This is a genomic window from Streptomyces sp. CNB091, assembly GCF_000377965.1.
Genome location: NZ_KB898993.1, coordinates 86,239 through 112,899 on the forward strand (window position 1 = coordinate 86,239; position 26,661 = coordinate 112,899).

Genomic DNA, 26,661 nt, shown 5'->3' on the forward strand with positions numbered 1-26,661 from the left:
GCGGGCGCTTGTGCACATGCACAGAGACGCCCGGCCAGGACCGGGGGAACTTCGTCTGCCGAGCCGATGTCCCGCGGGTGGGGCGATTCCTACAGTGCTCTCACGGACCGTTCGTTTCCCGAGTGTTCCGGTTTCCACCCAAGGAGTCCCATGAGCACCGCAGGACCGTCCCTGCTCGTCGCCCTCGCGATAAGCATCGTCTTGATCATCGTTCTGTGCGGCCGGTTCCGGCTGCACCCCTTCCTGGCCATCGTCATCGCCACGTACGGCTTCGGCCTCGCGGCGATGGGCATCGGGGCGGCGACCGGGGCGGACAAACCCTTCGTCGACGACCTCGGAGCCACCATCGCCGAGGGGTTCGGCTCCATTCTGGCCAGTATCGGCCTGGTGATTCTGTTCGGGACGATCATCGGCAAGGTCCTGGAGCGCACGGGTGCGGCGGTCACCCTCGCCGAGGCCGTGCTCAAAGGTCGTGGGCAAACGGCATCCGGCGCTCGCCATGTCGGTCATGGGCTGGGTCGTCTCCATTCCCGTGTTCTGCGACTCCGGCTACGTGGTGCTGTCCCCGCTCCAGCGGTCGATCGCCCGCAGGACCGGCAAGAACCCGGTCGTCCTGGGCACGGCGCTGGCCACCGGCCTGTACGCGTCGCACACCTTCGTACCGCCCACACCGGGTCCCATCGCCGCGGCGGGGAACGTGGGCATCGGGTCGGACGGACTGGTGTGGGTCATCCTCTTCAGCATCCCGGTCTCGTTGGTCGCCGCGCTGGCCGGACTGGTCTGGGCGCTGCGTCGTACTCAGGACCTGCGGAGTTCGCTGCCCGACGTCGAGGAGTCCTTCGAGGAGTACAAGGAGCAGTTCGAGCGGCTTCCGGGGCTCGGCCGGGCGCTGGCTCCGATCCTCGTCCCGATCGTCCTGATGGCCACCGGCTCGGTCGCGGCCTTCCCCTCAGGTGACTCCACGCTCGTCGACGGCGCCCTCGGAGCCCTGCTCACGGACCTGGGCTCCCCGGTGAACGCCCTGCTGATCGGTGTCGTCCTGGCACTCGCGCTGCTCCCGCCGCGGCGGGACGCCAAGGCGCTCACCACCTGGGTCGCCGAGGGCCTGGTCGACGCGGCGCCGATTCTCGTCATCACGGGGGCGGGCGGCGCGTTCGGCGCGGTGATCAAGGGGACGCCGCTGGCCGACTACATCGGCACCCTCATCGGGGACGGCTCGGCGCTGAGGGGAGTGACCGCCCTCCTGGTGCTGTTCGGGATCGCGGCGCTTCTCAAGACCGCGCAGGGCAGCAGCACCGCCGCGCTCATCATCACCTCCACCCTCGCCCACCCGCTGCTGCCCACGCTGGGCCTGGACGGAACGCTCGGCTCGATCCCCATCGGCCAGGTGATGGCGGTGCTGGCGATCGGCGCCGGCGCCATGGTGGTGAGCCATGTCAACGACTCGTACTTCTGGGTCGTCACCCAGTTCTCCGGAATGGACGTCAAGACCGCGTACCGGGCGCACACGGCGGCCACCCTGGTCCAGGGCCTCAGCGCGCTGGCCGCCGTACTCGTGCTCGGCGCCGTGCTGCTCTGAACGGCCGACGCCCTCCGGCGGCCTGCCGGCCGCACGGTGCCACGTATGCTTCCGCCGACTGTCCCGCACCTTGCGAAACGGAGCCTTCCCATGCCCATGGCCCGCTCGACCGCAGTGACGTGGAGCCTCTCGGCCCTGGCCGCCGGAGCGCTGCTCGTCGGCTGCTCGGCCTCGGCCAGTGTGGGGAGTTCCGAGTCGAAGCTGTCCAAGGACAAGCTGTCCGCCACGGTCGCGAAGAAGCTCGCCGAGACGACGGGCCAGCCGGAACCGGACGTCACGTGCCCCGAGGACCTCGCCGGGAAGGTCGGCACCGAGACCCGCTGCACCCTCACGGCGGGCGACGGCAGCACCCTGGGCGTGACGGCCACCGTCACCTCGGTCGACGGCGATCAGATCAACTTCGACATCGAGGCGGACGACAAGGCCTCCCCCGCCGCGAACTGACGCGGGGGCTTCCGTCCCGCCCGCCCCGGCTCAGCGGCTGCGCGGAATCACCGGCTGCGCGGGATCACCGGCCAGGACGCCTCGACCACGGCCGTCGGGTCCGAGCGGCGCAGGTAGGCCTGGAGCGAGGCCGACTGCTCGGCGGCCGCCCGGATCTGAAGGGCGTGCAGTTCGGCGGGCGGCAGGGTGCCGACGGGGCGGTGCCGCTCTCCCATCCGGCGCACCACGCGTACGGCGGCCACCGCGTCGGCGCTCGCCTCGTGGGCTCCGTCGAGCGTGACCCCGTAGTGGTCGCAGAGTGCTTGGAGGGCCCGCTTGCCCCTGCGGTACTTGTCGACGTGCTTGTCGATCACCAGCGGGTCGATGACGGGCGAGGGCGCTCCGCCGACCCGCTCGTCGACCGACGGCAGCCCGTGCCTGCGGCACTCGCGGTCCAGCAGCGAGAGGTCGTAGCGGGCGTTCATCACCACCAGCGGGACGCCCGAGCGCAGCACCTCGGCGACCGCGTGGGCGATCTCCTCGACCGCCGGTGCGGCCCGCGACCCGTGCCTGCGGGCGTGGTCGGTGCCGATACCGTGGATCGCGGAGGCCTGTTCGGGTATCGCCACCCCCGGGTCGAGCAGCCAGGTCCGCTGCTCGGCGACCGTCCCGTCCGCGTCCAGCCGGACCAGTGCGGCGGTGACGATGCGGTCGTTCTCGACGTCGGTCCCCGTCGTCTCCAGGTCGAAGCCGACCAGTGTTCCCCGGTGCCAGCTCATCCCGATACCTCCTTCGTGGTGCGCTCCCCCATGTGCTGACCACCTTCGCACGGGCCACTGACAGCGCCCCGGGGAGGGCCGCGGGCGGCCACGGCCCGTCAGAAGTCCGGGCGTGCCCGCGAGGAGACCGGGCCGGCCGGTGAGGAGAGCAAGGGCGGGCCCGCCGGCTCAGGAGACCGGCCGGGAGTCCGTCCAGACCGATTCGAACTCCTCGCGGTACGTCTCGAACAGGCCGTGCTCGCTGTCCTGCCCCGCCCGCACCACCGTCCGCCGGCCCCCGCCGCGCAGCACCAGGACGGGCGCCTCCATGCCCCGGGCCCGCCGCAGATAGGGCTGGACGACGCCCACGGCGTCCGGGCCGTCGCCGTCCACCAGGTAGGCGGTGAAGCGCGGGGTCTCGTCGAAGACCTGGATCTCGAACGCGCCCGGGTCGCGGAGCTTGGAGCGCACCCGGCGCATGTGCAGGATGTTCATCTCCACCGAGCGGCTCAGCTCGCCCTTCTTGAGGCCGAGTTCCCGCTCCCGGCGGCGCACCGCGCTGCTGGCCGGGTTGATGAACAGCAGCCGGACCCGGCAGCCCGATTCGGCGAGCCGGACGAGCCGGCGGCCGGAGAAGTTCTGGACGAGCAGGTTGAGCCCTATGCCGATGGCGTCGAGCCGCCGTGCCCCGCCGAAGAGGTCCTCGGCAGGCAGCTGGCGCTGGAGCCGGACCCGGTCGGGGTGGACGGAGACCACGTCCGCGTACCGGTCGCCGACCAGCTCCTCCACCGCGTCGACCGGCAGCCGGTCCGCGGAGGGCACCCCCGCCCCGCTGCCGAGGATGTCCAGGAGCCGGGCGGAGGCGCGCTCCGCCTGGGCGAGGACCGCTTCGTTCAGCGCGCGGTTGCGGGAGACGACGTTGCGCGCGACCTCCAGCTCGTCCAGGGCCAGCTCGACGTCCCGCCGGTCGTCGAAGTACGGCTCGAAACAGGGCCAGTGCTGGACCACCAGCTCACGCAGCTGCGGCAGCGTCAGGAAGCTGAGGACGTTGTCGTCGGCCGGGTCCAGCAGATAGCCCTTGCGGCGCGAGACCTCGCGTACGGCGACGGCGCGCTGCACCCACTCCTGCCCGGCCGGTCCGGCCGCGGCCACCACCCACTCCTCGCCGTGCACCGGCTCGTAGATCGGCCGGAGCACCGCGGCGACGACGGCCCGCAGACGTTGTTCGACCAGATTCAGCCAGATATAGGCGCGTCCGGCCCGCTGGGCCCGGGTGCGCACCTCGTTCCAGGCCTCCGAGCCCCAGTCCAGCTCGGCGCCGATCTCCATGGGCTGCGCGAGGGACACCGCCCCGGGCGGGGCATCGGTCGATTCCCCCTCGTGACCTGCGTCACCTGGGGGCAGCTCGAACCCTCCCGAGCTCACCCGCGTACCGCCTTCCACTCCCCCACCCAACGATCAAGGAAGGGTACTCCGGGACCACGATCCGACGCAGCCCGATGCGCAGGCGACTTTCTCAACTCCCCTGCGCATACGGCTTGTTCCTTGCGGCGAGATCGGGTGGAGTGAGCGGATTCATAGTGATTCGGGCCCCTGCCCCGGGGCGGGAACCGGACGCCCACCGGGTGACGGGGCCCGGAAGCGCGTCCGGGGCGGCACAGGAGTGTCCGAAGTTGACCGGTGCGGCCGGGGCTCGGCGACGGGACCCGGCCGCACCGGGCGACGTCCTAGGTGAGCACCGTGTTTTCGGGGAGTATTCGGGAAGTACCGGGCCGAGGAAAGCCACCGCACCCGGATCAGAAGTGGGAAGAGTCTTCATCATGCAGGTCTGGCCGGGACACGCTTACCCCCTCGGCGCCACGTACGACGGCGCCGGCACCAACTTCGCGGTCTTCTCCGAGGCCGCCCACCGGGTCGAACTGTGCCTGTTGCACGACGACGGTTCGGAGACGGCGGTGGAGCTGCGCGAGACCGACGCCTTCGTGCGCCACGCCTATCTGCCCGGGGTGATGCCGGGTCAGCGGTACGGCTTCCGGGTGCACGGCCCCTACGAGCCCCAGCGCGGGCAGCGGTGCAACTCCGCGAAGCTGCTGCTGGACCCGTACGCGCGCGCGGTGGCCGGAAAGATCCAGTGGGGCGAGGAGGTGTACGGCTATCCGTTCGGCAGGCCGGACGCCCGCAACGACCTGGACTCGGCCCCGCACACCATGAGCTCGGTGGTGGTCAACCCGTACTTCGACTGGGGCGACGACCGCCGCCCCCGGACGGACTACCACCGCACGGTGATCTACGAGGCCCATGTGAAGGGCCTGACGATGCTGCACCCCGGCCTCCCGGCCGAGCTGCGCGGTACGTACGCGGGGCTCGCGCACCCGGAGGTGATCGCCCATCTGACCGAACTGGGGGTCACCGCGATCGAGCTGATGCCCGTTCACCAGTTCGTGCAGGATCACCGGCTTTCGGACATGGGGCTCGCCAACTACTGGGGCTACAACACCATCGGCTTCTTCGCCCCGCACAACACGTACGCCTCCTGGGGCGACCGCGGCGAGCAGGTGCTGGAGTTCAAGCAGGCGGTGAAGGCGCTCCACCAGGCGGGGATCGAGGTCATCCTCGATGTCGTCTACAACCACACCGCCGAGGGCAACCACCTCGGTCCCACGCTCTCCTTCCGCGGCCTCGACAACGCCTCGTACTACCGGCTCACCGACGACCAGCGCTACTACATGGACACCACGGGCACCGGGAACTCCCTGCTCATGCGGTCCCCGCACGTCCTCCAGATGATCATGGACTCGCTGCGGTACTGGGTGACCGAGATGCATGTGGACGGCTTCCGCTTCGACCTCGCGGCGACGCTCGCCCGGCAGTTCCACGAGGTGGACCGGCTCTCCTCGTTCTTCGACCTGGTGCAGCAGGACCCGGTGGTCAGCCAGGTGAAGCTGATCGCCGAACCGTGGGACGTCGGCGAGGGCGGCTACCAGGTGGGCAACTTCCCGCCGCTGTGGACCGAGTGGAACGGCAAGTACCGCGACACGGTCCGCGATCTGTGGCGGGGCGAGCCGCGCACCCTGGCGGAGTTCGCCGGGCGGCTCACCGGCTCCTCCGACCTCTACCAGGACGACGGCCGCCGCCCGCTCGCCTCGATCAACTTCACCACCTGCCACGACGGCTTCACCCTGCACGACCTCGTCTCGTACAACGACAAGCGCAACGACGCCAACGGGGAGGACAACCGGGACGGCGAGAGCCACAACCGTTCCTGGAACTGCGGCGCGGAGGGCGAGAGCGACGATCCGGAGGTCCTGGAGCTGCGGGCCCGCCAGATGCGGAACTTCATCGCCACGCTGATGCTCTCGCAGGGCGTGCCGATGCTGAGCCACGGCGACGAGTTCGCCCGTACGCAGAACGGCAACAACAACGCCTACTGCCAGGACAACGAGCTGGCCTGGGTGCACTGGCCCGATCCGGACGAGAAGGCCGACGCCCCCGCCTCGACGCTGCTGGAGTTCGCCCGGGCCATGGTGTGGCTCCGTCGCGACCACCCCGTCTTCCGGCGCCGCCGCTTCTTCCACGGACGGCCGGTGGAGGGCACCCACGACGAGCTCTCCGACATCGCCTGGTTCACCCCGGAGGGCGAGGAGATGAAGCAGCGGGACTGGCAGGCGGCCCACGCCAAGGCGATGACCGTGTTCCTGAACGGGCACGCGATCTCGGAGCCGGGGCCGCGCGGCGAGCGGATCTTCGACGACTCGTTCCTGCTGATGTTCAACGCGAGCGCCGAGACGCTGGAGTTCGCCGTTCCGGTCGGCCACGGGGAGCAGTGGCAGGTCGTCGTCGACACCGCGCGGCCGGAGGGGGTGGAGCCGGGGGCGGGACCGAAGGTCGCCGAGGGCGAACGGGTCACGCTGATCGGGCGCAGCCTGACCGTGCTGAAGCGGCCCGCCTGAGGCCTGGCAGGCCGGGAGCGGGAGTGAGTGTTCCGCCCGGGGTGAGACGGACCGCCCCGGGCGGGGTACGTAGGAGTCCATGACGCCCACCGCCACGTACCGGCTTCATCTCCAGCCCGACTTCCCGTTCGCCGCCGCTGAGAAGGCCGTGCCGTATCTCGCCGCGCTCGGCGTCTCGCACCTCCACCTGTCGCCCGTCCTGGAGGCGGTCCCCGGCTCCCCGCACGGCTACGACGTCGTCGACCACAGCCGGGTCCGGGCGGAGCTGGGCGGGGAGGAGGGGCTGCGCTCGCTCGCCTCGGCCGCCCGGGAGCACGGGCTCGGCCTGGTCCTGGACATCGTGCCCAACCACATGGCGGCCGCGCCCCGGTACAACCGCCGGCTGTGGGACGTGCTGCGCGAGGGCCCGTCCTCCCCGTCCGCCCGCTGGTTCGACATCGACTGGGCGGCCGGCGGGGGCCGGGTGCTGCTGCCGGTGCTCGCCGGGCCGCTCGGCGGAGAGCTGGAGCGCCTCTCGGTGGACGGGGAGGTGCTGCGCTACGGCGAGCTGGAGTTCCCGTTGCGCGCCGGGACGGCGGGCCTTCCCCTGCCGGAGCTGCTGGACGCCCAGCACTACCGGCTCGGCTGGTGGCGCCTGGCCCGTACCGAGCTGAACTACCGGCGGTTCTTCACCGTCTCCGAGCTGATCGGGGTCCGCGTCGAACACCCGGAGGTCTTCGACGCCACCCACGCCAAGGTCCTCGAACTGCTCCGCGACGGGGTGCTCGACGGGCTGCGGGTCGACCATCCCGACGGCCTCGCCGCGCCCGCCGCCTATCTGGAGCGGCTGAACGAGGCCACCGGCGGTCGCTGGACGGTGGTGGAGAAGATCCTCACCGGCGACGAGCGGCTGCCTGCGGAGTGGGCGGTCGCGGGCACCACCGGGTACGACGCGCTGCACCGGATCGACGGGCTGTTCACCGACTCGTCCGGCGCGGCGGAGCTGCTCGCCCGCTACCGGGAGTTCGCGGGCCCGCCGGGCGACCGGGGCGGCGACTGGACGGCGACGGTGCGCCGGGCCGCGTACCGGGTGGTGACGCACGAGCTGGCCGCCGAGACCGCGTGGCTGACCCGGCTCGCGGCCGGGATCTGCGGCCGGGATCCCGCGCTGCGCGACCACGCGCCCTGGGCGCTGGAGACGGCGGTCCGGGAGCTGTTGGTGCGGATCCCGGTGTACCGCCCGTACGTCACGGCGGGCGGTACACCGACGCGGTTCGCCGAGGAGACGCTGACCGACGAGGCGGTACGGGAAGCGAAGGCGGTGTTCTCCGTCCCGGAGGAGGCGACGGCCGTCGACGTCGTACGGGATCTGGCGCTCGGGCGGCTCGGTGACGGGGAGGAACAGGCGGCGTTCTCTGCCCGGTTCGCGCAGACCGCGTCCGCGCTGCACGCCAAGTCGGTGGAGGACACTGCGTTCTACCGTTACGTCCCGCTGGTCTCGGCCACCGAGGTGGGCGGGGACCCGGGGCGGCCCGCGGTGTCGCCGGAGGAGTTCCACGCCTTCGCGGCGCGGATCGCGCGCGACTGGCCCGCCACCGGCACGGTCCTCACCACGCACGACACCAAGCGCAGCGCGGACGTACGGGCCCGGATCGCGGTGCTGTCCCAGTGCCCGGAGCGGTGGGCGGCGCTGGTGGCGGAGCTGTCGGCGGTGGCCACCGCGGCGGCCCCGGATCCACAACTGGCTTGGGCCGCCTGGCAGTCGGCGTTCGGCTGCGCTGAGCTGCCGGCCGAGGAGCTGTCCGAGCGGCTGGGGCCGGCGCTGTTGAAGGCGGTGCGGGAGGCGGGCCTGTTCACCAGCTGGACGGAGCCGGACCCGGTGTACGAGCGGGCGGTGACGGACTTCGTCGCCGCCGGTCCGGGCGCCGGGGCGGGCGCGGCCCGGACCCGGGTCGCGGAGTTCGCCGACGCGCTCGCCCCGCAGGTGCGGGCCCAGGTGCTGGGGGCGGCGCTGGTGCAGCTGACGATGCCGGGGGTGCCGGATCTCTACCAGGGCACGGAGTGCGAGTACCTGGCCCTGGTCGACCCGGACAACCGGCGGCCGTTCCGGCGGCCGGAGACCGGGGGCGAGAAGCAGGCGCTGACGGCGGTCGCGCTGGGGCTGCGGCGGGAGCTGCCGGAGGTGTTCGGGGAGTCGGGGACGTACGCGCCGCTGACGGCCCGGGGCCCGGCCGCCCCGCACCTGGTGTCCTTCTGTCGGTCGGGCGAGGTGGTCACGGCGGTGACCCGGCTGTCTCTGCGGCTGGCGGAGGACGGGGGCTGGCGGGACACGGTACTGGAACTGCCGGACGGGGGCCCCTGGCGGGACCTGCTGTCGACCTCGCCGGGCCGGGAGTTCACGGGCGGCGCGGTGGCGGCGGCCGAGCTGTTCGCCGAGCGGCCGGTCGCGCTGCTGCGGCGGGTGCGGGACTGACGGGCGGGGGCCGTGGCGGTCAGAACGGGCGTACGAGCAGGGTGCGCGGGCCACGGGTGAGCAGGCCGCCCGCCCGCGGGCGGAAGCCGTCGGCCCAGCGGATGCCGGGCATCGCCGTCAGCAGGGCGCGCAATCCGTGTTCGGCCTCCAGCCGGCCCAGGAGCGCCGCGGGGCAGCCGGCCGGGCCGATGAGCAGCGGGTCGGCGTCGGCGCGCAGCGGGTCGAAGCGGTCGGGCGCGCCGAACCGGGCGGGGTCGCGGCCCGCCGCGCCGATGAGGCAGGCGACGGGTGCGTCGGCGGGGAGCGTGCCGCCGCTGACGGCCACCTCGGTACGGGTGCGGCGCAGCACGATCTGGACGGGTGGGTCGCGGCGGAGCGTCTCGGCCCAGGCCCGCCCGAGCAGCGTGGCGGCCCCTTCGCCTGCCGTCGCGGCGGCCAGCAGGCCGGGATGGTCGAGCATGTTGGCGAGGAACGAGGCGAGGGCGTGCTCGCGGAGGGCGGTGGACCCGGCGCAGTCATCGGGTCCGCCGCCGGTCCGCCGGTGGGCGGCGCCCCGGGGCAGGGTGCTCAGGTCCGGGTAGGAGCGCCCGGCCGCCGCGGCGGCGGCGCCGGCGGGCAGCCAGCGGCAGAAGTCGGCGACCAGGTCCGCCCGGTCGCGCCCGGCGATCCGGCGGGCCAGGACGTACGCGGTCCGCTCGACGGCGGGCTCGGCGGTGCGGTGGGGCACGGCCGACGGGACGCAGACCAGGCTGCCCCGGCAGAGGCCGAGCGGGACGGGGGCCCGCCCGCGCGGGGCCCCGTCGTGCGGGTAGCCGGTGAACCGGGGGTCGGTGAGGGCCAGGGCCACATCCGCGTACCGGCTCAGCAGCCAGGCGCCGAGGCCCGGGTCGTAGCCGAGGGGGTAGTGGGTGCGCAGCAGGCGGTAGAGGCGCAGCCGGTACGGGTCCGTGGTGGCCCCGGGCGCCAGCAAGCCCGGCTGGCCGCCCGCCAGCCGGTGCGGGCGGCGTGCGGCGGGCAGGGCGTCGGGGCGGTCGGCCGGCATCCCGCGCCCCCCTGTAAGTCGGTGCGCCGGCGGTCGGCGCGCGCCCTCTCAGCCGACCACCGCCGGGGGCGTACCGCAGTCGGCGTGCGGCCGTTCGGGTGAGAGCGTGGCGGGGCTGGGGCCTGTCGTCAGTCTGCCGTCGCCGCCCGGCAGGCGGCCGTTCGACGACCGGCCCCGGGCGGGCGGATCCCGGCGGTGGGCAGGGAGCCGAGCAGTTCCGTGAAGGCCGCCGCCGCCCCGGTCAGCGCCACCCGGGAGAAGACGCCCATGGGTCGCAGCCAGGGCGGGTCGACGCCGAGCACCGCGCAGTCCTCGCCGATCGCGCTCCGGACGAGGTGGGCGGCGGCCGTGGACACACCGACGCCGGCCGCCGCCATCCGGACGGCTGTGGAGGTGTGCTCGGTCCACACCGCCGTACGGGGCACGAAGCCGGCCGCCTCGCAGACTCCTTCCAGGAAGGGGCGGCCGTCGATGAGCGGCTCCATGGCGCACCGCACCCAGAGGCGGTCGGCGAGCTCGTGGAGGGCGACCGAGGAACGCCCGGCCAACGGGTCGTCGAACGGGACGACGAGGACGATCTCCTCCTCCCCCACCGGGACGACGGGGCCGGTCCAGCGCGCCGGCAGCGGTCCGACGGCCAGGTCGGCGACACCGCGCTCCACCTCGTCCTCCAGGGCGTCGGTGGTCGCGTACTCGTGGAGGACGAGGCGCACGCCCGGATGGGCACGCCGCCAGTGGGCGAAGACGTCGGGGAGGATGCCGACGGCCACCGAGTGCACGGTGGCGATGTGCAGTTCGCCGCCCTCCGCCCCGGCGGCGGCGCGGGCCGCGCGGCGGGCCTGCGCGGCGCTGCGGACGGAGCGTTCGGCGTGCGGCAGGAAGGCCCGGCCCATCTGGGTGAGCAGGACGCCGCGCGGCAGCCGCTCCAGCAGCTCTCCCCCGACGGTCCTCTCCAGCGCCTTGATCTGGTGGGAGAGGGCGGGCTGGGTGACGTGGAGCCGTTCGGCGGCGCGGGTGAAGGAGGACTCCTCGACCACCGCGACGAAGTACTCCATCTGACGCAGGCTCATTCACCGCACCTTTCCTGGGACTTCACGCGCCACGTCCCATGAACGTTGTGCATCGACTCCACACGCATTCTGCCTTGGACGCATGACCGGGGCCGGGGCGAGGGTGGGACCCATGACGCTGACGAACGCGGAGAAGATCCACAGGAGCGGAACCACCCCGGACGTACTGGTCATCGGCGGCGGGACCGGCGGCTACTCGACGGCGTTGCGCGCGGCGGCCCTGGGGCTGAGCGTCGTGCTCGCCGAGCGGGACGCGGTCGGCGGCACCTGTCTGCACCGCGGCTGCATCCCGAGCAAGGCGATGCTGCACGCCGCCGAACTCGTCGACGGCATCGCCGAGGCCCGGGAGCGGTGGGGGGTGAAGGCGACGCTCGACGCGGTGGACTGGCCCGCCCTGGTGGCGACCCGGGACGACATCGTGGCCCGCAACCACCGCGGAGTCGAGGCGCAACTCGCGCGGGCCGGGGTCGAGGTGGTGCGTGGCAGCGCCGAGCTGACGGGCCCGCGCTCGGCCCGGATCGACGGGTTCGGGGAGGTCGTCGCCCGGCGCGGCGTGGTGCTGGCGACCGGGTCGCGGCCCCGGATGCTGCCGGGGCCGGCGGTGGACGGGCGGCGGGTGGTGACGAGCGACGACGCGCTGTTCGCGCCGGGGCTGCCCGGGTCCGTGCTGGTGGTCGGGGGCGGGGCGATCGGCGTGGAGTACGCCTCGTTCCACCGGTCGATGGGGGCCGAGGTCACCCTGGTGGAGGCCGCGGACCGGCTGGTCCCGCTGGAGGACGCTGAGGTGTCGCGGCACCTGCTGCGGGGGCTGCGGAAGCGGGGCGTCCGGGTGGAGGCGGGGGCGCGGCTGCTGAAGTGGGCGGTGGTGGAGGAGGGGGTGCGGGCCGTCGTGCGGACCTCCCGGGGCGAGAGCGTCACGGTGGCGGCCGAGCGGCTGCTGGTCGCGGTGGGCCGGGAGCCGGTGACGGAGGGGCTGGGGCTCGCGGCGGCGGGGCTGGCCACGGACGGGCGGGGCCATGTGGCGCCCGCCGACTGGTCGCGGCTGGAGACGGCGGTGCCGGGCGTCCACGTGGTGGGCGACCTGCTGCCGCCACCGTCGCCCGGACTGGCCCACGCCTCTTTCGCCGAGGGGCTGTTGGTGGCGGAGACACTGGCCGGGCTGCGTACCTCCCCGATCGACTACGCCACCGTTCCCCGGGTCACGTACTCCTCGCCGCAGACGGCCGCGGTGGGGCTGACCGAGGCGCAGGCCCGGGACGCGGGGCACGACGTGGTGGTGAACGCCCTGCCGCTGACCGCCGTCGCCAAGGGCATGGTGCACGGCAGGGGCGGTCTGGTGAAGGTGGTGGCGGAGCGGGCGGGCCGGGTGCTGGGCGTGCATCTGGTCGGCCCGCACGTCTCGGAGATGATCGCGGAGAGTCAGCTCGTGGTCGGCTGGGACGCCGAGCCCGCCGATGTCGCCCACCACATCCATCCGCATCCGACGCTCTCGGAGGCGGTCGGGGAGGCGTTTCTCACGCTGGCCGGGCGCGGGCTGCACCAGCAGCACTGACCGGGCGGTCAGGCGGGCGGGTGACCGGGGTGGGGCGGCGGCAGCTCGGGCGGGTGGGCGGACGGCCGGGGCGCGGGCGGGTGGGACGGGAGTTCGGGCCGACGGTCGGCCGCCGCCCGAGGCGCGGGCGGCGGAAGCTCGGGCGGGCGGGGGGCCGGGGCGGTGAGGCGGAAGCTCATCCGGCCGAAGCTCACCTGGTCCCCGTCCCGCACCGGGATGGAGCCGACGAGCCGCTGGCCGTTGACGCAGGTGCCGTTGGTGGAGCCGAGGTCGCGCAGCACCCAACGGCCGTTCCGCGCGGAGAGTTCGGCGTGCAGCCGGGAGACCGTCTCGTGGTTGAGGCGCAGGCCGTTGGCCGGGTCGCGGCCGATGAGCAGGGGGTACGGGCCGGGGGCAGGGAGCAGCAGTTTGGGGAGCCGCTCGGTCTGCCAGGCGCGGCGCAGCCGCCCGGGGAAGGCCGATAGCCCGCCCACCGCGCGGACCAGTCCCTGGGACCAGCCGCTGCCCGCTTCCAGGTCGGAGGTGAGGGCCGCCAGCTCCTCCGGGCGCCGGGCCACCAGGGCGAGCTCCATGCGCCGCATGAACGTGTCGTGCGACAGCTTGCCCTGTGCCGCACCGTCTCTGAGCACGCCGAGGACACGGTCGCGCTGGGCATCCGAAAGCCGCGCGGGACTCGTGTGGAACTCGAAGGAGGACGTCACACCGACGATTGTCGGGCCGAGGGGCCCGGGGTGTCCAGAAGAGGCCGTGTTTCCTCCGCCGCTGACCTGCGCCGCGCCCCGGCGGAGCCCCTTGCTGGGGTCTGCCGCTCATCCGTCACGAGGAGGTGCTGTGCCCCCTGTCCTTCGAGCGCCTCGGGTACGTCGACTGCGAGCGGGCGTTCAACATGGTCTGGGACGCGCCCCGTTGAGCCCCACCGCTGATCCGGCCCGTTAATCCGGTGGACGGCGGGCGCGGGGGCGGTTACGGTCGGCACCGACATCGGAACCGGTCGTGGAAGGAGGCGGGACACGTGCGCAGGAACATCCGCACCACCATTCGCAGTACGTCACTTTCGCGCTCCCGCCCCGTCCGCCGGGCGGTGTCGGACCTCGTCTGACCGGGAGCGCGGCATTCCGTCCCGGAGGACATTTCCATGACCGATCCGGTCATCCGCGCGCTCACCCCGAGCGACGCCGCACTCTTCACCACGTTCGAGGACAGCCCCTTCGTCGGCCGGGCCGCCTTCGGCCACGCGTACACCTCGACGGCCGACGGCGGCGAGTACCGCCCCGACTGGTCCTGGGTCGCCCTGCGCGACGACACCGTGATCGCCAGGGCCGCCTGGTGGGGCGGGCCCGACGACACCGAGCCCGTCGTGCTCAACTGGTTCGACTTCGCGGACGGGGAGGCGGAGGCGGGCGCCGAACTTTTGCGCCGCGCCCCGTTCGACAAGGAGTACGAGGTCATCGCACCCGCCGGGTGGCGGGACGACCCGGCGGTGCGGGCCGCCGTCGAGGCGCGGGTCGCCGCCGCGACGGCGGCCGGCATGAAGCCGCTGGTCGAGCGCTACCGCTATCGGTGGACCCCCGACTGCCCGCTGCCGGAGCGGACAGGGCGGCTCACCTTCCGCCCCGAGCCGGACGACGCGGTCGTCCTCGATGTGCTGCGCCGGGTCCACTCGGCCACGCTGGACGCCCACGCCCGCAAGGCCATCGAGGGCCCAGGAGGTCTGGAGGCGGCGGCCCAGGAGGAGTTGGACTTCTTCCACTGGTGCCCATCGCCGAGGGAGTGGTTGCGGCTGGCCTGCACGCCGGACGGCGAGGTGGCGGGCATCCAGGTGCCCGCGCACAACCCGTCGGGGCCGTGCGTCGGCTTCATCGGGGTCGTCCCCGAGGCGCGCGGGCACGGCTACGGCTACGACCTGCTGGTGGAGTGCACGCGCTTCCTGGTCGAGCAGGGAGCCGAGTTCGTCGCCGGCGCGACGGACCAGGGGAACGTGCCGATGGCCGCCGCGTTCGCCCGCGCCGGGTACCCGGTCACCCAGGAATGGGTCCATCTGGCGTGAGGGCCCCGGCCTCCTCGGCCAGCCACTCCAGCCGGAGGCGCTGCTCGGCGGGGATCGTCGCGTCCTCGCCGCGCGGCCCCACGTTGAGCAGGACGTTTCCGCCGTCGGCCGCCGTGTCGCGGACCAGTGAGGTGAGGGCTTCGCGGCCGATGAAGGCGTCGGCCCCCGAGGCCCGGTTGTAGCCGAAGCTGCGGTCGACGCCCCGGGTGATCTCGTACGGGTCGGAGCCCTCGTAGCGGGCGTACTCCGGGGTGCGGAAGTCGAAGACGGGCGGTGTGCGCGGGACGAAGCCCTCGCCCTGCGCCACCGTCCGGCGGTCCCACCAGTTGTACAGCGCCTTCGCGCCGGGCAGGTTCAGGCCCCGCCAGTGCGGTGCGTAGGGCAGCAGCCGGTCGTTGACGACGCCGTGCGGGACGGTGAAGCGGTAGAAATCGACCAGGGAGCGGATCTCGCCGGCGGAGGCGGGCCAGGCGATGTCGTTCCAGAGGATGTCGGGCCGGTAGCGGCGGATCAGCTCCCGCAGCTGGGCGTCGGCGTAGGCGGGGTAGCTCCCGCGCGGGACGGCGGAGAACATGTCGGCGGCGGTGCCGATGGGCCGGTCGTCGAAGGTCCAGTCGAGCCCGCCGGAGTAGTAGACCCCGAAGCGCAGGCCCTCGGCCCGTACGGCTTCGGCGAACTCGCCCACCACGTCCCGGGTGGTGTGCCAGCCGGAGCGGTGCGGGTTCTCCGTCTCCGAGGGCCAGAGGCAGAAACCGTCGTGGTGCTTGGTGACCAGGACCGCGTAGCCGGCCCCCGCCTCGCGGAACGCGCGGGCCCAGGCGGCCGGGTCCCAGCCGGCGAGCCCGTCCTCGAAGTCGCGGCCGAACTCCGTGTAGGGGCGCTTCCCGTAGGTGGCGCGGTGGTGGGCGGCGACCGGGGAGCCGGGGAAGCGGAGCGCGTTCTCGTACCACTCCGCGTACGAGGTCCAGCCCAGCGGGGCACGCCGGCCCGCCGCCGGGAGTTCGGCGGCGGGGACATAGGGCGGGGCCCAGCCGGGAACGGATGCGGGTGTCCAGTGGACGAAGATCCCCAGTTGGGCCCGGGACCACCATGAAGCGACCATGGCGGGAGTATTGATCATTCGGGGGGAGCTGCGTAAGCCCCCTCGACCGCCGGATTCCGCTTCTGTGCCCCCTGTGCCCCCTGTGCCCCCTGTGCCCCTTGTGCCTTCTGTGCCTTCTGTGCCTTCTGCGCGCGGATCAGGTCGCGGTACCAGGCGTAGGACCGCTTGGGCGTACGGGTCAGGGTCTCGTAGTCGATGTGGACCAGGCCGAACCGCTGCGAGGCGCCCTCCGTCCACTCGACGTTGTCGGTGAGCGACCAGGTGAAGTAGCCGCGCACGTCCACCCCGGCGTCCATCGCCGCGCGCAGGGCTCGCAGGTGGCTCTCCAGGTAGGCGATGCGGCGGTCGTCCGCGTGGGGCTCCTCCAGGGCGCAGCCGTTCTCGGTGATGTACAGCGGCGGGAGGCGGTCGCCGTAGCGGGTGTGGAGCGCGGTGACGATCTCGGTCAGCCCCTCCGGGACGACGGGCCAGCCGAAGCCGGTCTTCTCGTACCCTTCGATCTCCCGTATGCCGAAGGGGAGTTCGGCGGGCATCGTGAAGCCGGAGAAGGTGTCGAGCGCTTCCGGCCTGGGTGCTCCGACGAGGGTGGGGTTGTAGTAGTTCACGCCGTACCAGTCGAGCGGGGTGGAGATGACCTTGAGGTCGTCGGCGACCGGGCCCGGCATCAGGGCGGCGAGGTTCTCGTCCGGGTAGCGGCCGGTGAGGACCGGGTCGGCGAAGAGCCAGTTGGTGAGCGTGTCGTACAGCTCCGCTCCGAGGCGGTCCTCGTCGGTGTCACCCGCCGTCCAGACCGGGGCGTGCGAGAGCGCGGCGCCTATATTGTCCGCGCCCGCAGCGCGCAGGGCGCGGACGGCGAGGCCGTGGGCGAGGAGCTGGTGGTGGGCGGCGGGCAGGGCGTCGAGGAGCAGGGTGCGGCCGGGGGCGTGCTCGCCCAGCGCGTAGCCGAGCAGCGTGACCTCGGCGGGCTCGTTGACCGTGATCCACATGGGGACGCGGTCGGCGAGGCGTTCGGCGACGATGCCCGCGTACTCGGCGAAGCGGTAGGCGGTGTCCCGGTCGAGCCAGCCGCCCGCCTCCTCCAGCGGGAGCGGGGTGTCCCAGTGGTAGAGGGTCGGGGCGGGGGCGATGCCGTGGGCGCAGAGCTCGTCGACGAGCCGGTCGTAGAAGTCGAGCCCGTCGGCGTTGACGGCTCCGCTGCCGCCTGGCACCACGCGGGGCCAGCTGACGGAGAACCGGAAGGCGTCGGCGCCGAGTCCGGCCAGCAGGGCGACGTCCTCGCGGTAGCGGGCGTGGAATCCGGTGCCCCGGGTGGTGTCGGTGCCGTCCTTGATCCGGCCGGGCTGCGCGGCGAAGGCGTCCCAGCCGGAGGGGCCCTTGCCGTCCGCGTCCACCGCCCCCTCGGTCTGGAAGGCGGAGGCGGAGGCTCCCCAGAGGAAGCCGGGAGGGAACATCGGCAGGGTCATCGCGGCCTCCAGCAGCCATACGTAGGAGCTAAAACCAGTACGTGTCAGCAGAACCAGTACGTGTGAGCGGAATCCGTATGAGCGGGCGCCTCGCCGGGCAATGATCAGGACCAGACCTTAATCGCCGGTGGCGGGCGGCAACAGAGCCTGTCGCGTGGATCGTGGAGCCCGCCTACGGGCGGCCGCGCGCCCCGCCCAGGGACGAGGAGTGGTGGATGCAGTTCGAGGTGTGGGCCCCCGAGGCGGACTCGGTCGTGCTGGAGGCGGCGGACGTCCGGTGCCCGATGGAGCGTGACGCGGGGCGCGAGGGGTGGTGGACGGCCGAGGCGGAGGCCTCGGACGGGGTCCGGTACGGGTTCCGGCTGGACGAGGGCCCCCTGCTGCCGGACCCCCGTTCGCGGCGTCAGCCGGACGGGCCCGACGGCCCGAGCGCGGTCGTCGACCAGGAGGCGTACGCCTGGCGCGGGGCGTGGGCGGGCCGTCGGCTGAACCGGGCGGTGTTGTACGAGCTGCACGTGGGGACGTACACCCCCGAGGGCACCTTCGACGCGGCGGCGGCGCGGCTGGGCCATCTGGCCGAGCTGGGCGTCACCCATGTGTCGCTGATGCCCGTCTGCCCGTTCCCGGGCGTCAACGGCTGGGGGTACGAGGGCGTCTCGCTGTGGGCGGTGCACGAGCCGTACGGCGGACCCGAGGGGCTGAAGCGCTTGGTCGACACGGCGCACGGGCTGGGGCTCGGGGTGGTCCTGGACGTCGTCCACAACCACCTGGGCCCGTCCGGGAACCACCTGCCCGCCTTCGGCCCGTACTTCACCGACACCCACCACACCCCGTGGGGCGCGGCGGTCAATCTGGACGCGCCGGGCTCCGACGAGGTGCGGGCGTACCTGCTGGGCAGCGCCCTGGCCTGGCTGCGTGACTACCGGCTCGACGGGCTGCGGCTCGACGCGGTGCACGCGCTGGCCGACACCCGGGCGCTCACCTTCCTGGAGGAGCTGTCGGCGGCGGTCGACGCGCTGGCGGTCGAGGTGGGCAGGCCGCTCGCGCTGATCGCCGAGTCCGACCTCTGCGACCCGCGTACCACGACCCCGCGTCCGGCGGGCGGCCTCGGGCTGCACGCCCAGTGGAACGACGACTTCCACCACGCCCTGCACACCGCGCTCACCGGCGAGTCCCAGGGCTACTACGCCGACTTCGCCCGCGCTCCGCTCGCCGCCCTCGCCAAGACGGTGACGTCCGGGTTCTTCCACAACGGGACCTTCTCCTCCTTCCGGGGCCGCACCCACGGCCGCCCGGTCGACGTGACGCGCACCCCGGCCCACCGCTTCGTGGCCTACGCGCAGACGCACGACCAGATCGGCAACCGGGCGCTCGGCGAGCGGCTGGCCACCTCCCTGACCTCCGGGCTCCAGGCCTGCGCGGCGGCCCTGGTGCTGACGGGCCCGTTCACGCCGATGCTGTTCATGGGCGAGGAGTGGGGGGCGCGGACCCCCTGGCAGTTCTTCACCGACCACACGGATCCGGAGCTGGCCGAGGCCGTACGCGACGGCAGGCGGCGGGAGTTCGGCGCGCACGGCTGGGCTCAGGAGGAGATCCCCGACCCCCAGGACCCGGCGACCCGGGACCGGTCCTGCCTCGACTGGTCGGAGCCGGAGCGCGAACCGCACGCGCGGCTGCTCGCCTGGTACCGCGAACTGATCGCGCTGCGGCGTACGTTGCCGGATCTGCACGATCCCGACCTGGCCTCGGTGAAGACGGCGTTCGACGAGGACGCGCGCTGGCTGGCGTACCGCAGGGGCGACCTGCGAATCGCGGTGAACCTCGCGGCCGAGCCGGCCGCGATCCCGCTGGGCTCCGGCCGTCACCGGCGGGCCGACGGAAGGGTGTTGGCGGCGTGGGAGCCGGTGGAGGTCCCGGGGGCGGACGGGGTCCTGCGTCTGCCGCCGGAGTCGTGCGTGGTCCTGGCCGACGACTGAGCGATACCGAACACGCTGGTGAAGGCGGGCAAGGTCCGCTACCTCGGCGCGAGCAACGTCTCCGCCTCCCAGCTCCAGCGCTCCCAGGACCTCGCGGACCGGAACGGCTGGGAGCGGTACGTGTCCCTCCAGCCGCTCTACAACCTGCTGGCGCGCGAGATCGAGTGGGAGCTGGTCCCCAGTGGGAGCTGGTCCCCGTCAGCGCGGCGGAGGGCGTCGGCATCATCCCGTGGAGCCCGCTCCAGGGCGGCTGGCTGACCGGCGAGCACCGGCGCGGCATGACCGCCGCCGCACCGGGCACCCGCGAGGCCCGCTACCAGGAGGAGCTGGGCCGGGAGGCCTGGCGGGAGCGGGACAGCGAGGAGACCTGGCGGGTCGTGGAGGCGGTCGTCGCGGTGGCCGGGGAGGCGGGCCGCACCCCCGCGCAGACCGCGCTGCGCTGGCTGCTCGGCAGGCCCGGCGTCACCGCACCGATCGTCGGGGCCCGGACGCCGGAGCAGCTGGCCGACAGTCTCGGCGCGGCGGGCTGGGAGCTGACGCCGGAGCAGGCCGAGCGGCTGGACGCGGCGAGCGCCCGGCCGCTGCCCTACCCGTACGACGTCCTGCACCGCTTCCGTGACCGGGAGCCGCGCGACGACTGAGCCGGGGAGCCCGGGAGACCCGGGGCCTCGACGACTGAGCCGGGGAGGCCCCGGGCCTCGACGACTGGGCCGGGGAGGCCCGGGCCGTCCAAGGGCTGCCCCGGGGCAGCCCTTACTCCACGACGGCCAATTCGCGGGCGGTGGTGTTGAGCCGCCGCCCGCCGTCCTCGGTGACGGCCACGATGTCCTCGATCCGGACGCCGAAGCGGCCCGGGAGGTAGATGCCCGGCTCCACGGAGAAGCACATGCCGGGCACCAGCGGCTGCTCCTCGCCCTCGATCATGTAGGGCGGCTCGTGGGTGGTGACGCCGATGCCGTGGCCGGTGCGGTGGATGAATCGTTCGCCGTAGCCGAATTCGGTGATCACCGCGCGGGCGGCCCGGTCGATCTCCTGGCAGGCGACGCCGGGCCGGACGGCGGCGCAGCCCGCCTGCTGGGCCTCGCGGACGATGTCGTGGACGCGCTGCTCCTCGGCGGTGGGCTCGCCGACGTGGACCGTACGGGAGGTGTCGGAGCCGTAGCCGTGCTTGAGGCCGCCGAAGTCGAGGACGACCATGTCGCCGCGCTCGATGGTGCGTGGCCCGGCCTCGTGGTGCGGGTTGGCCCCGTTCGGGCCGGAGCCGACGACGGTGAAGTCGACCTGGGAGTGTCCGAACTCGCGGAGGAGGGCGGCCAGATCGGTGGCCACGTCGACCTCGCGGCGGCCGGAGAAGCGCACCTTGAGGATCTCCTCGTACGTGGCGTCCGCGGCGGCCCCGGCGGCGGTGAGCCGTTCCAGCTCGGCGGCGTCCTTCACCGCGCGGAGCATCGGGAGCGCTTCGGTGAGCGCGGTGTAGGAGGTGCCGGGGAGCTCCCGCTGGAGGCCGAGCAGATGCATCGCCCAGGCGTTGTCGCTGACGCCGAAGCGGCCGTCGGCGTCCAGCAGCGGGGCGGTCACCGCGTACGGGTCCTTGCCGTCGGTCCAGTCCCGCAGGGTGAGGGCGGGCGCCCCGGTGGCTGCGGCCGCGTCGGGGGCCTCCAGGGTCGGGACCACCAGGACCGGGTCCTGGCCGGCCCGCAGCACGAGGAGCGTGAGGCGTTCGGTGCTCACGGGGCGGTAGCCGGTGAGGTGGACGAGGTCGGGGCCCGGCGCGACGATCACTCCGGCGAGCCCGGCCTCGGCGGCGGACTCGGCGGCGCGCGCCATCCGGGCCCGGTAGTCGTCGGCGGTGAAGGACGGCGGGGCGGGCTGGTGGGCGGACGGGCTCGGGCTGGACATCAGGGCCTCCTGGCGGTGCGACACGGCACACAGCATCCTGCCCGCCCGGCGGGGCGTGCGCGACCGGCTTGCGGGAGTGTGTCGGGCCTCGGCGACGTCCGGCGGGTCGTCGGCGGGGCCCGGCGGACCGTCGGGAACGACCAGCGGGCATCGTCGGAAACGCCCAGCGGGCGCCGTCGGAAACGACCGGCCGGTCAGACGCGCACGATCAGGTCCGCCCGGTCCCGGCCCCGCTCCACCAGCCGGGCGTTCGCCTCGTCGGACCGGGCCACCCACTCCTCCGCGCCACGCCGGGGCCGTCCGTGGCGGACATGGCGGTCGACGAGCCGGCGCACCCGCACCTCCGGGTCGAGTTCCAGGAACCACACCTCGTCCAGCAGAGCGCGCACCGGGGCCCAGGGGCCGTCGTCGAGCAGCAGGTAGTTCCCCTCGGTGACGACGAGCGGGACGTCCGGCGGTACGGGCAGCGCACCCGCGACCGGCTCCTCCAGGGACCGGTCGAAGGCCGGGGCGTAGACCGCGTGCAGCGGGTCCGGTGCGCGCAGCCGTCGCAGCAGGGCCGCGTACCCGGCCGCGTCGAAGGTGTCGGGGGCGCCCTTGCGGTCGGCGCGGCCGAGGCGCTCCAGCTCGGCGGCGGCGAGGTGGAAGCCGTCCATCGGGACGAGGGCGGCACGTCCGTCCAGCGCCGCGACGAGCCGTTCCGCCAGGGTGGACTTCCCGACTCCGGGCGGGCCCGCGATCCCCAGGACACGTCGTCCTCCGGTCTCGACGAGGGCGCGGGCCCGGTCCGTCAGCGCGGCCCGGCCGCCGGTGGTCGTGCCGTCCAGGATGTCCATGCGGGGCATTGTGCGCCGGCGGGGGCCCCGGCGTGAGCGGGACGGCGTTAGCGTTACGTAGGCCACCCGGCTGGGCGGCCACGCGTTGAAAGCCGGAAGCCACGCCGTCACCAAACTGGCGGCCCTGACCGGCCGGGCCGTCGACGTCGGGGCCAAAGCCACGGTGAAGGCCGGTGCCATCGGGCTCAAGTCGACCGTCGGACTGCCCGTATACGGCCCGCTGGCCTACCGGGCCGCTACCACCGCAGCAGCAGCGCTGCCCGGACAGGTCACCGGTGCCGCGAACTCGGCCAGCCGAGCGGTGGGCCGCAGGGTGGCGTGCCGTTAACGAGTGCCGAACCAGGTGACAAGTAACCCGCCAGTAGTTTTTGAATCGAAGGCGCGCACCTCAGAGGACCCCGGCCGTGGCCGGGGTCCTCTGAAGTTCTGGGGTCGGACTATGCGGCGGTCGGCTCGGGGTCTGGCTCCTGCGGGACGGGCTGGGCGAGCTGAAGACGGCGGCCATATTCAGCCGTACCTCGCCCGGCGGACCGAGCCGTCGGGGGCGCCGAGCGAGGCGGCGGCGATCTTTCCGAGGAGTCCGGACTTGCCGCGGACCTTGGTGAACTCGGCGACGAACGCCTCGGTCACCTTCTTCTCCGCCCGCGCGTTGATGCGGTGCACGGTGGAGTTCAGCAGCTCCACGAGGGTGTCGGTGATCTCCCGCTGACGCTGGAACAGCAGTGCGGCGAGCAGGACGTGCCGCACCTCGGGGGAGAAGCGGCGCAGGTGGCTCGGGGCGGCGGCTGAGGCTCTGGCCCGCCAGGCGTTGATGACCTGGACGCCGATGCCGGTGAACGCCTTGGCCGGGATACTGACGGCGCGGACCTGCTTGAGTTTGGAGATCTCGTCCAGCAGTGAGTTGAGGCTGACGTTGCCCGGATGGGACTTGATGTCGGAGAGCTTCGACTCCAGCTCTTCGTCCGACCGTCGCCGTCCACGGACGCGGTGTCGTCATCCTGCTCGCTGTCGCCGGTCGGATCCGTGAAGACCAGCGCGTCCAGCCGGCGGGGGCAGTCTTCGCGCGCGAGGCGTCAGAAACTTCAGCTGGACGGCGAAGCCCAGCCTCGTGGCGCCACTCTTGTTCCGTAACCAGCCCGCCTCGTCGCCGGACAGGGTGAAGTGGTCCACCACCCCGTCCAGACCCAAATCCCGCCCCACAGCTCGGTCCCTTCCACAAGTTCCGTGATCGACCTTCGGGCTGGACGGTAGGGGCGCTGGTGTACGGCTGGCGCGGGTATCGGCGAAGTGCTCGGAAGGGACGGGGTGACCTGGTACAGCTACCGGCTTGTCGCAGGGGCGGCGTCCACGTCGCCGGTGCAGACGAAGACCTGCGCGGCCTGACCGCGCTGTTCTGGTCGAACGTCAACCCGTACGGGACGGACGTTCCGGCTCGCCATGGACAAGCGGCTCGACCTGGTTCCCGTGACAGCTCCCCGGCCCTGGTAATTCGGTGCAGCCGACACGGCACGCGGGAGGCGATGAGCGCCCCGAGTGTCAGACGGCCTTTCGGGGGCGGGTGGTGCCGAGGCGTTCCCAGAGGCCGACCAGATGCGCGTGCAGGACTTCCTCGGCTTCCTCTGCGGTCAAGTGGCCTATGAGTACATGGGTGGTGAGGCCATCGGCGAGGGCGAGCAGAGTGCAAGCCTCGTACTGCGGGTCGGGCGGCATTGTGCCTTCGTCGGCCGACCTGCTCTCGGCTGCCTCCGTGATGAGGCGGACGAGGAGGTTCTGGAGGGCCGCGTAGCTGGTTCTCAGCGGGCCGGCCAGTGGCTCGCTGACAGCGGCCTGAGCGACGAACGCGAGCCAGATCCGTGCTTCGGCGCGGTGTTCTTCGCGGAGCAGGGCAATCTCGTTGGCCGCGTGACCCAGGGCGGTGGCGGCCGACTGGGCCGGGCTTGCGGCCAGACGTGCCCTCACACGTTCCGTGATGCGGTCGCCGACGTGGTCGACGGCGAAGAGGAGCATCTCCCCCTTGCTGCGGAAGCAGCGCTGAACGGCGCCCAGAGAGACCTGCGCACGGGTGGCGACGTCGCGCATGCTCACTCCCTCCGGCCCGTGTTCGTCGGCGAGGAGGCAGACGGCCTCGGCGATCCGGCGGCGTCGGCTTTCGTAGTCCACCTGTTTGGGCATGCGCGGTCGGCCTCCTTATTCCGATACGAGCGTATCGCTTCCGGGCTATGGTTCCGACACAAGCAGTTCGGCATGGGGATGGGAAGCACGATGATCAGGCAGGACGCCCTGTGGGCAATGACGGCCGCCGACCAGGCGCAGGCGGTCAGAGGCGGAGAGATATCGGCGGTCGAACTGGTCGCCAGCCACCTGGAACGCATCGCCGAGGTCAACCCACAGGTCAACGCGGTCACGCAGCTGTTGGCTGAGCGAGCCCGCGAGGCGGCGGCGCACACGGATCAGCGGCGAGCAGCGGGCGAAGTACTCGGGCCGCTGGCCGGCGTGCCGTTCACGGTGAAGGAGACCACTGCTGTCGAAGGGGTGCCGACCACGCTCGGAACGGCACGCTTCCGCGACCTGGTGGCTCCGGCCGACGCGCCCCCTGTGGCCCGGCTCCGCGCGGCGGGAGCCATACCGATCGGCCACAGCAACATGCCCACCCTGGTCCTGGCCGGGATGCACACCCGCAGCGAGTTGTTCGGCGACACCGTCAACCCGTGGGACCGGAGCCGGACCCCGGGCGGCAGCAGCGGCGGTGACGGAGTGGCCGTCGCCACCGGCATGGCCGCGCTCGGTCTCGGCAACGATTCCGGCGGATCGGTACGGATCCCGGCCTCGTTCTGCGGCGTGGCGGGGCTGAAGCCGACCACCGGGCGGTTCCCTGCCGACCACCGTGTCCTCGGCCCGGAAGACCCGGGACCAGCCTCACAGATGCTGGTCACCGACGGGCCCCTCGCCCGTATGGTCGCCGACCTGCGGCTGGCGTACGAGGCGCTGGCCGGGACCGACCCGCGGGACCCGCGGGCCGTGCCCGTGCCCCTCTACGGCGAACCGCTGCCCGGACCGGTCAAGGTCGCGGTCGTGGCCGACCCCGGAGGCCACGGCGTTCATCCCACGGTCCGCGCGGCTGTCACGGCCGCGGCCGACGCGTTGCGCGACGCCGGGTACGACGTGCGGGAGATGGCGGATGTTCCGCGGTTGGACGAGGCACTCGAGGCATACGGCCGGATCACCGTGACCGAATTCGCGCCGACCTGGCCGGCGGTGCGGAAACTGCTCGGCGAAGGCGGAGACCGCTACATCCAGATCGCCATGGAGAAGACTCCTCCTGCGAACGCCGCAGAGCTCACGAAGCTGATGGGGACCTGGCTCGGCATCCGCCGCTCCTGGGCGGAGTTCCTCGACGAGTACCCGCTACTGCTCGGACCGGTGTTCACCGAGCCACCCGTCGAGCCGGGACTGGAGTCACGCGACGAAGCGGGACGGGAACGAGTAGCCGAGGGCATGCGTCTGTGCACGGTGACCAGCTTTGTGGGCGTTCCCGCGGTCGCCGTGCCGACCGGAGTCAGCGACGGCCTGCCGACCGGCGTGCAGATCATCGGGCGCGCGTTCCGGGAAGACCTGTGTCTGGCCGCTGCCCAGGAGATCGAGGACCGCCTCGGCGTGCTCACGCCGATCGACCCTCGCCCCGAAGTGCCGGCTGCCGCTCGATAGGCGTAGCTACGACAGAGAGGGCAGAGACGGCCCAGGGGTCGACGAGCGGCGCGGAGGAGGCAGCATCCGTGCCACGCCGCTCGCGGGCCTCTCCCGGGCGAAGTGTCGGCAAACGACGGCACCCTCAAGTGATCAACGCACCACTCGCAGATGATCACGTGATCGTGGAGGCACAGGTGCGTGACTACGGGTTTTCGCCAGCTCAGCAGGACGAGATCTGGAGACGCTGGCGCGAAGGGCAGTCGTTCAGCTTGATCGGGCGGGCACTCGGGGCCCCGATGACACGTTGAAGGTCACCCGGCTCGACCGGCTCACCCGCTCCGTGCTGCACCTGGTGACCCTCGGCGCCGAGCTGCGCGAGCGTGGGATCGGGCTGCACGTCATCGAGCAGGGCATCGACACCTCCACCATGGAAGGCCGGGCCATGTTCGGAATGCTCAGCGTGCTCGCGGAGCTCCAGACGGGGTGAGCACGTGGGATGCGGGAAACCTAAAGTCAGGAACTATCGCCATCTCCTGCTCATGGACATTCCCCATGCCCGGCATCAAGAACGACCTACTCGAAGCTGATGTCCGGTACAACACAGCCGACCACAACTTCACCAACAAGCCGACCAGCTCCTGTTCCACCAAGTACGACGTCCGCTCCGTGGGGACCCATGAAGCCGGCCATGTCTTCGGCCTGGGACACGTCGGTTCAGGACACCAGAACCTCACCATGTACAAAAACTCGTTCACCTGCACCACGAAGGCAAGGACCCTCGGCAAGGGCGACATCCTCGCCCTTCGCAGCATCTACTGAAGGAGC

24 protein-coding genes and 1 pseudogene are annotated in these 26,661 nt (G+C 72.8%); 14 read left to right on the forward strand and 11 right to left on the reverse strand.

The genetic code is table 11. From position 1 onward, the window contains the following. Positions 1-150 precede the first annotated feature (150 nt). The 3 genes and pseudogenes from D581_RS1000000142005 to D581_RS0108600 form a co-directional block, all read left to right on the forward strand. Positions 151-402: pseudogene (locus D581_RS1000000142005) on the forward strand (GntT/GntP/DsdX family permease); the annotation flags it as partial. A gap of 70 nt (positions 403-472) precedes the next feature. Next, positions 473-1,579, forward strand: a complete 1,107-nt coding sequence (locus D581_RS1000000138540; RefSeq protein ID WP_018956833.1) for a GntT/GntP/DsdX family permease — start codon at positions 473-475, stop codon at positions 1,577-1,579. A gap of 90 nt (positions 1,580-1,669) precedes the next feature. Then, positions 1,670-2,023: a DUF4333 domain-containing protein gene (locus tag D581_RS0108600; RefSeq protein ID WP_018956834.1), complete on the forward strand. Its 354-nt coding sequence runs from the start codon at positions 1,670-1,672 to the stop codon at positions 2,021-2,023. A 47-nt stretch (positions 2,024-2,070) separates the two neighbouring features. On the opposite strand, the gene D581_RS0108605 is transcribed toward D581_RS0108600, so the two are convergent. Both D581_RS0108605 and D581_RS0108610 read right to left on the reverse strand, forming a co-directional pair. Beyond that, positions 2,071-2,781, reverse strand: a complete 711-nt coding sequence (locus D581_RS0108605) for a 3'-5' exonuclease (protein WP_018956835.1) — start codon at positions 2,779-2,781, stop codon at positions 2,071-2,073. A 168-nt stretch (positions 2,782-2,949) separates the two neighbouring features. Next, positions 2,950-4,185, reverse strand: coding sequence for an SAV2148 family HEPN domain-containing protein (locus D581_RS0108610; protein WP_026290334.1), 1,236 nt, complete (start codon positions 4,183-4,185; stop codon positions 2,950-2,952). Between the two features lie 395 nt (positions 4,186-4,580). Here D581_RS0108610 and glgX point away from each other — a divergent pair, with 395 nt between their 5' ends. Both glgX and treY read left to right on the forward strand, forming a co-directional pair. Further along, on the forward strand, positions 4,581-6,710 hold the full coding sequence (glgX, locus tag D581_RS0108615; protein ID WP_026290335.1) for a glycogen debranching protein GlgX: 2,130 nt from the start codon (positions 4,581-4,583) through the stop codon (positions 6,708-6,710). A gap of 79 nt (positions 6,711-6,789) precedes the next feature. Beyond that, the gene (treY, locus tag D581_RS0108620; RefSeq protein WP_018956838.1) at positions 6,790-9,162 is read left to right on the forward strand and encodes a malto-oligosyltrehalose synthase; all 2,373 of its coding nucleotides are present in this window, start codon (positions 6,790-6,792) and stop codon (positions 9,160-9,162) included. A 19-nt stretch (positions 9,163-9,181) separates the two neighbouring features. On the opposite strand, the gene D581_RS0108625 is transcribed toward treY, so the two are convergent. Then, on the reverse strand, positions 9,182-10,204 hold the full coding sequence (locus D581_RS0108625) for a cytochrome P450 (protein ID WP_018956839.1): 1,023 nt from the start codon (positions 10,202-10,204) through the stop codon (positions 9,182-9,184). 128 nt (positions 10,205-10,332) lie between these two features. Continuing rightward, complete coding sequence (locus tag D581_RS0108630; protein WP_018956840.1) at positions 10,333-11,274, reverse strand: LysR family transcriptional regulator; 942 nt, start codon at positions 11,272-11,274, stop codon at positions 10,333-10,335. A 112-nt stretch (positions 11,275-11,386) separates the two neighbouring features. Here D581_RS0108630 and lpdA point away from each other — a divergent pair, with 112 nt between their 5' ends. Continuing rightward, the gene (gene lpdA / locus D581_RS0108635; protein ID WP_018956841.1) at positions 11,387-12,826 is read left to right on the forward strand and encodes a dihydrolipoyl dehydrogenase; all 1,440 of its coding nucleotides are present in this window, start codon (positions 11,387-11,389) and stop codon (positions 12,824-12,826) included. A gap of 8 nt (positions 12,827-12,834) precedes the next feature. On the opposite strand, the gene D581_RS01000000137010 is transcribed toward lpdA, so the two are convergent. After that, a complete protein-coding gene (locus tag D581_RS01000000137010) occupies positions 12,835-13,527 on the reverse strand; it encodes an FHA domain-containing protein (protein WP_018956842.1) in 693 nt (230 codons plus the stop codon). A 434-nt stretch (positions 13,528-13,961) separates the two neighbouring features. Here D581_RS01000000137010 and D581_RS0108650 point away from each other — a divergent pair, with 434 nt between their 5' ends. After that, positions 13,962-14,873, forward strand: coding sequence for a GNAT family N-acetyltransferase (locus tag D581_RS0108650; RefSeq protein ID WP_018956843.1), 912 nt, complete (start codon positions 13,962-13,964; stop codon positions 14,871-14,873). On the opposite strand, the gene D581_RS0108655 is transcribed toward D581_RS0108650, so the two are convergent. Both D581_RS0108655 and D581_RS0108660 read right to left on the reverse strand, forming a co-directional pair. Then, the gene (locus D581_RS0108655; protein ID WP_018956844.1) at positions 14,845-15,975 is read right to left on the reverse strand and encodes an alpha-L-fucosidase; all 1,131 of its coding nucleotides are present in this window, start codon (positions 15,973-15,975) and stop codon (positions 14,845-14,847) included. The genes D581_RS0108650 and D581_RS0108655 overlap by 29 nt on opposite strands. Positions 15,976-15,989: 14 nt before the next feature. After that, positions 15,990-17,438: a GH1 family beta-glucosidase gene (locus D581_RS0108660; protein WP_018956845.1), complete on the reverse strand. Its 1,449-nt coding sequence runs from the start codon at positions 17,436-17,438 to the stop codon at positions 15,990-15,992. A 215-nt stretch (positions 17,439-17,653) separates the two neighbouring features. Here D581_RS0108660 and treZ point away from each other — a divergent pair, with 215 nt between their 5' ends. From treZ to D581_RS1000000138545, 3 genes are read left to right on the forward strand one after another with little or no spacing between them, the layout of a single operon-like run. After that, the gene (gene treZ, locus D581_RS0108665) at positions 17,654-19,414 is read left to right on the forward strand and encodes a malto-oligosyltrehalose trehalohydrolase (RefSeq protein WP_018956846.1); all 1,761 of its coding nucleotides are present in this window, start codon (positions 17,654-17,656) and stop codon (positions 19,412-19,414) included. An 18-nt stretch (positions 19,415-19,432) separates the two neighbouring features. Beyond that, the gene (locus D581_RS1000000142010; RefSeq protein ID WP_469225880.1) at positions 19,433-19,672 is read left to right on the forward strand and encodes a hypothetical protein; all 240 of its coding nucleotides are present in this window, start codon (positions 19,433-19,435) and stop codon (positions 19,670-19,672) included. Further along, positions 19,579-20,055 (forward strand): aldo/keto reductase, encoded by a 477-nt coding sequence (locus D581_RS1000000138545; RefSeq protein WP_018956847.1) that lies wholly within the window; start codon positions 19,579-19,581, stop codon positions 20,053-20,055. Before D581_RS1000000142010 ends, D581_RS1000000138545 begins: the two co-directional genes overlap by 94 nt. A 112-nt stretch (positions 20,056-20,167) precedes the next feature. On the opposite strand, the gene D581_RS0108675 is transcribed toward D581_RS1000000138545, so the two are convergent. Together D581_RS0108675 and D581_RS0108680 are read right to left on the reverse strand one after the other, a co-directional pair. After that, positions 20,168-21,313, reverse strand: coding sequence for a M24 family metallopeptidase (locus D581_RS0108675; protein ID WP_026290338.1), 1,146 nt, complete (start codon positions 21,311-21,313; stop codon positions 20,168-20,170). A 194-nt stretch (positions 21,314-21,507) separates the two neighbouring features. Next, a complete protein-coding gene (locus D581_RS0108680; protein WP_018956849.1) occupies positions 21,508-22,149 on the reverse strand; it encodes a nucleoside/nucleotide kinase family protein in 642 nt (213 codons plus the stop codon). A gap of 85 nt (positions 22,150-22,234) precedes the next feature. Here D581_RS0108680 and D581_RS0108685 point away from each other — a divergent pair, with 85 nt between their 5' ends. Next, on the forward strand, positions 22,235-22,477 hold the full coding sequence (locus D581_RS0108685) for a hypothetical protein (RefSeq protein WP_018956850.1): 243 nt from the start codon (positions 22,235-22,237) through the stop codon (positions 22,475-22,477). 179 nt (positions 22,478-22,656) lie between these two features. Here the strand turns inward: D581_RS0108685 and D581_RS0108690 are convergent, their stop codons facing one another. Both D581_RS0108690 and D581_RS0108695 read right to left on the reverse strand, forming a co-directional pair. Beyond that, the gene (locus tag D581_RS0108690; RefSeq protein WP_018956851.1) at positions 22,657-22,896 is read right to left on the reverse strand and encodes a hypothetical protein; all 240 of its coding nucleotides are present in this window, start codon (positions 22,894-22,896) and stop codon (positions 22,657-22,659) included. A 789-nt stretch (positions 22,897-23,685) separates the two neighbouring features. Further along, complete coding sequence (locus tag D581_RS0108695) at positions 23,686-24,321, reverse strand: TetR/AcrR family transcriptional regulator (RefSeq protein WP_018956852.1); 636 nt, start codon at positions 24,319-24,321, stop codon at positions 23,686-23,688. A 90-nt stretch (positions 24,322-24,411) separates the two neighbouring features. On the opposite strand from D581_RS0108695, the gene D581_RS0108700 reads away from it, so the two are divergent. The 3 genes from D581_RS0108700 to D581_RS0108710 all read left to right on the forward strand — a co-directional run bounded on the left by D581_RS0108700 (position 24,412) and on the right by D581_RS0108710 (position 26,655). Beyond that, positions 24,412-25,854 carry an amidase gene (locus D581_RS0108700; protein ID WP_026290339.1) on the forward strand — a complete coding sequence of 481 codons (1,443 nt, stop codon included), beginning with the start codon at positions 24,412-24,414 and terminating at the stop codon, positions 25,852-25,854. Positions 25,855-26,140: 286 nt separating this feature from the next. After that, entirely contained in the window at positions 26,141-26,323 is a 183-nt protein-coding gene (locus D581_RS0108705) for a recombinase family protein (protein WP_018956854.1), read from the forward strand. A 65-nt stretch (positions 26,324-26,388) separates the two neighbouring features. Next, positions 26,389-26,655 (forward strand): matrixin family metalloprotease, encoded by a 267-nt coding sequence (locus D581_RS0108710; protein WP_018956855.1) that lies wholly within the window; start codon positions 26,389-26,391, stop codon positions 26,653-26,655. Positions 26,656-26,661 lie beyond the last annotated feature (6 nt).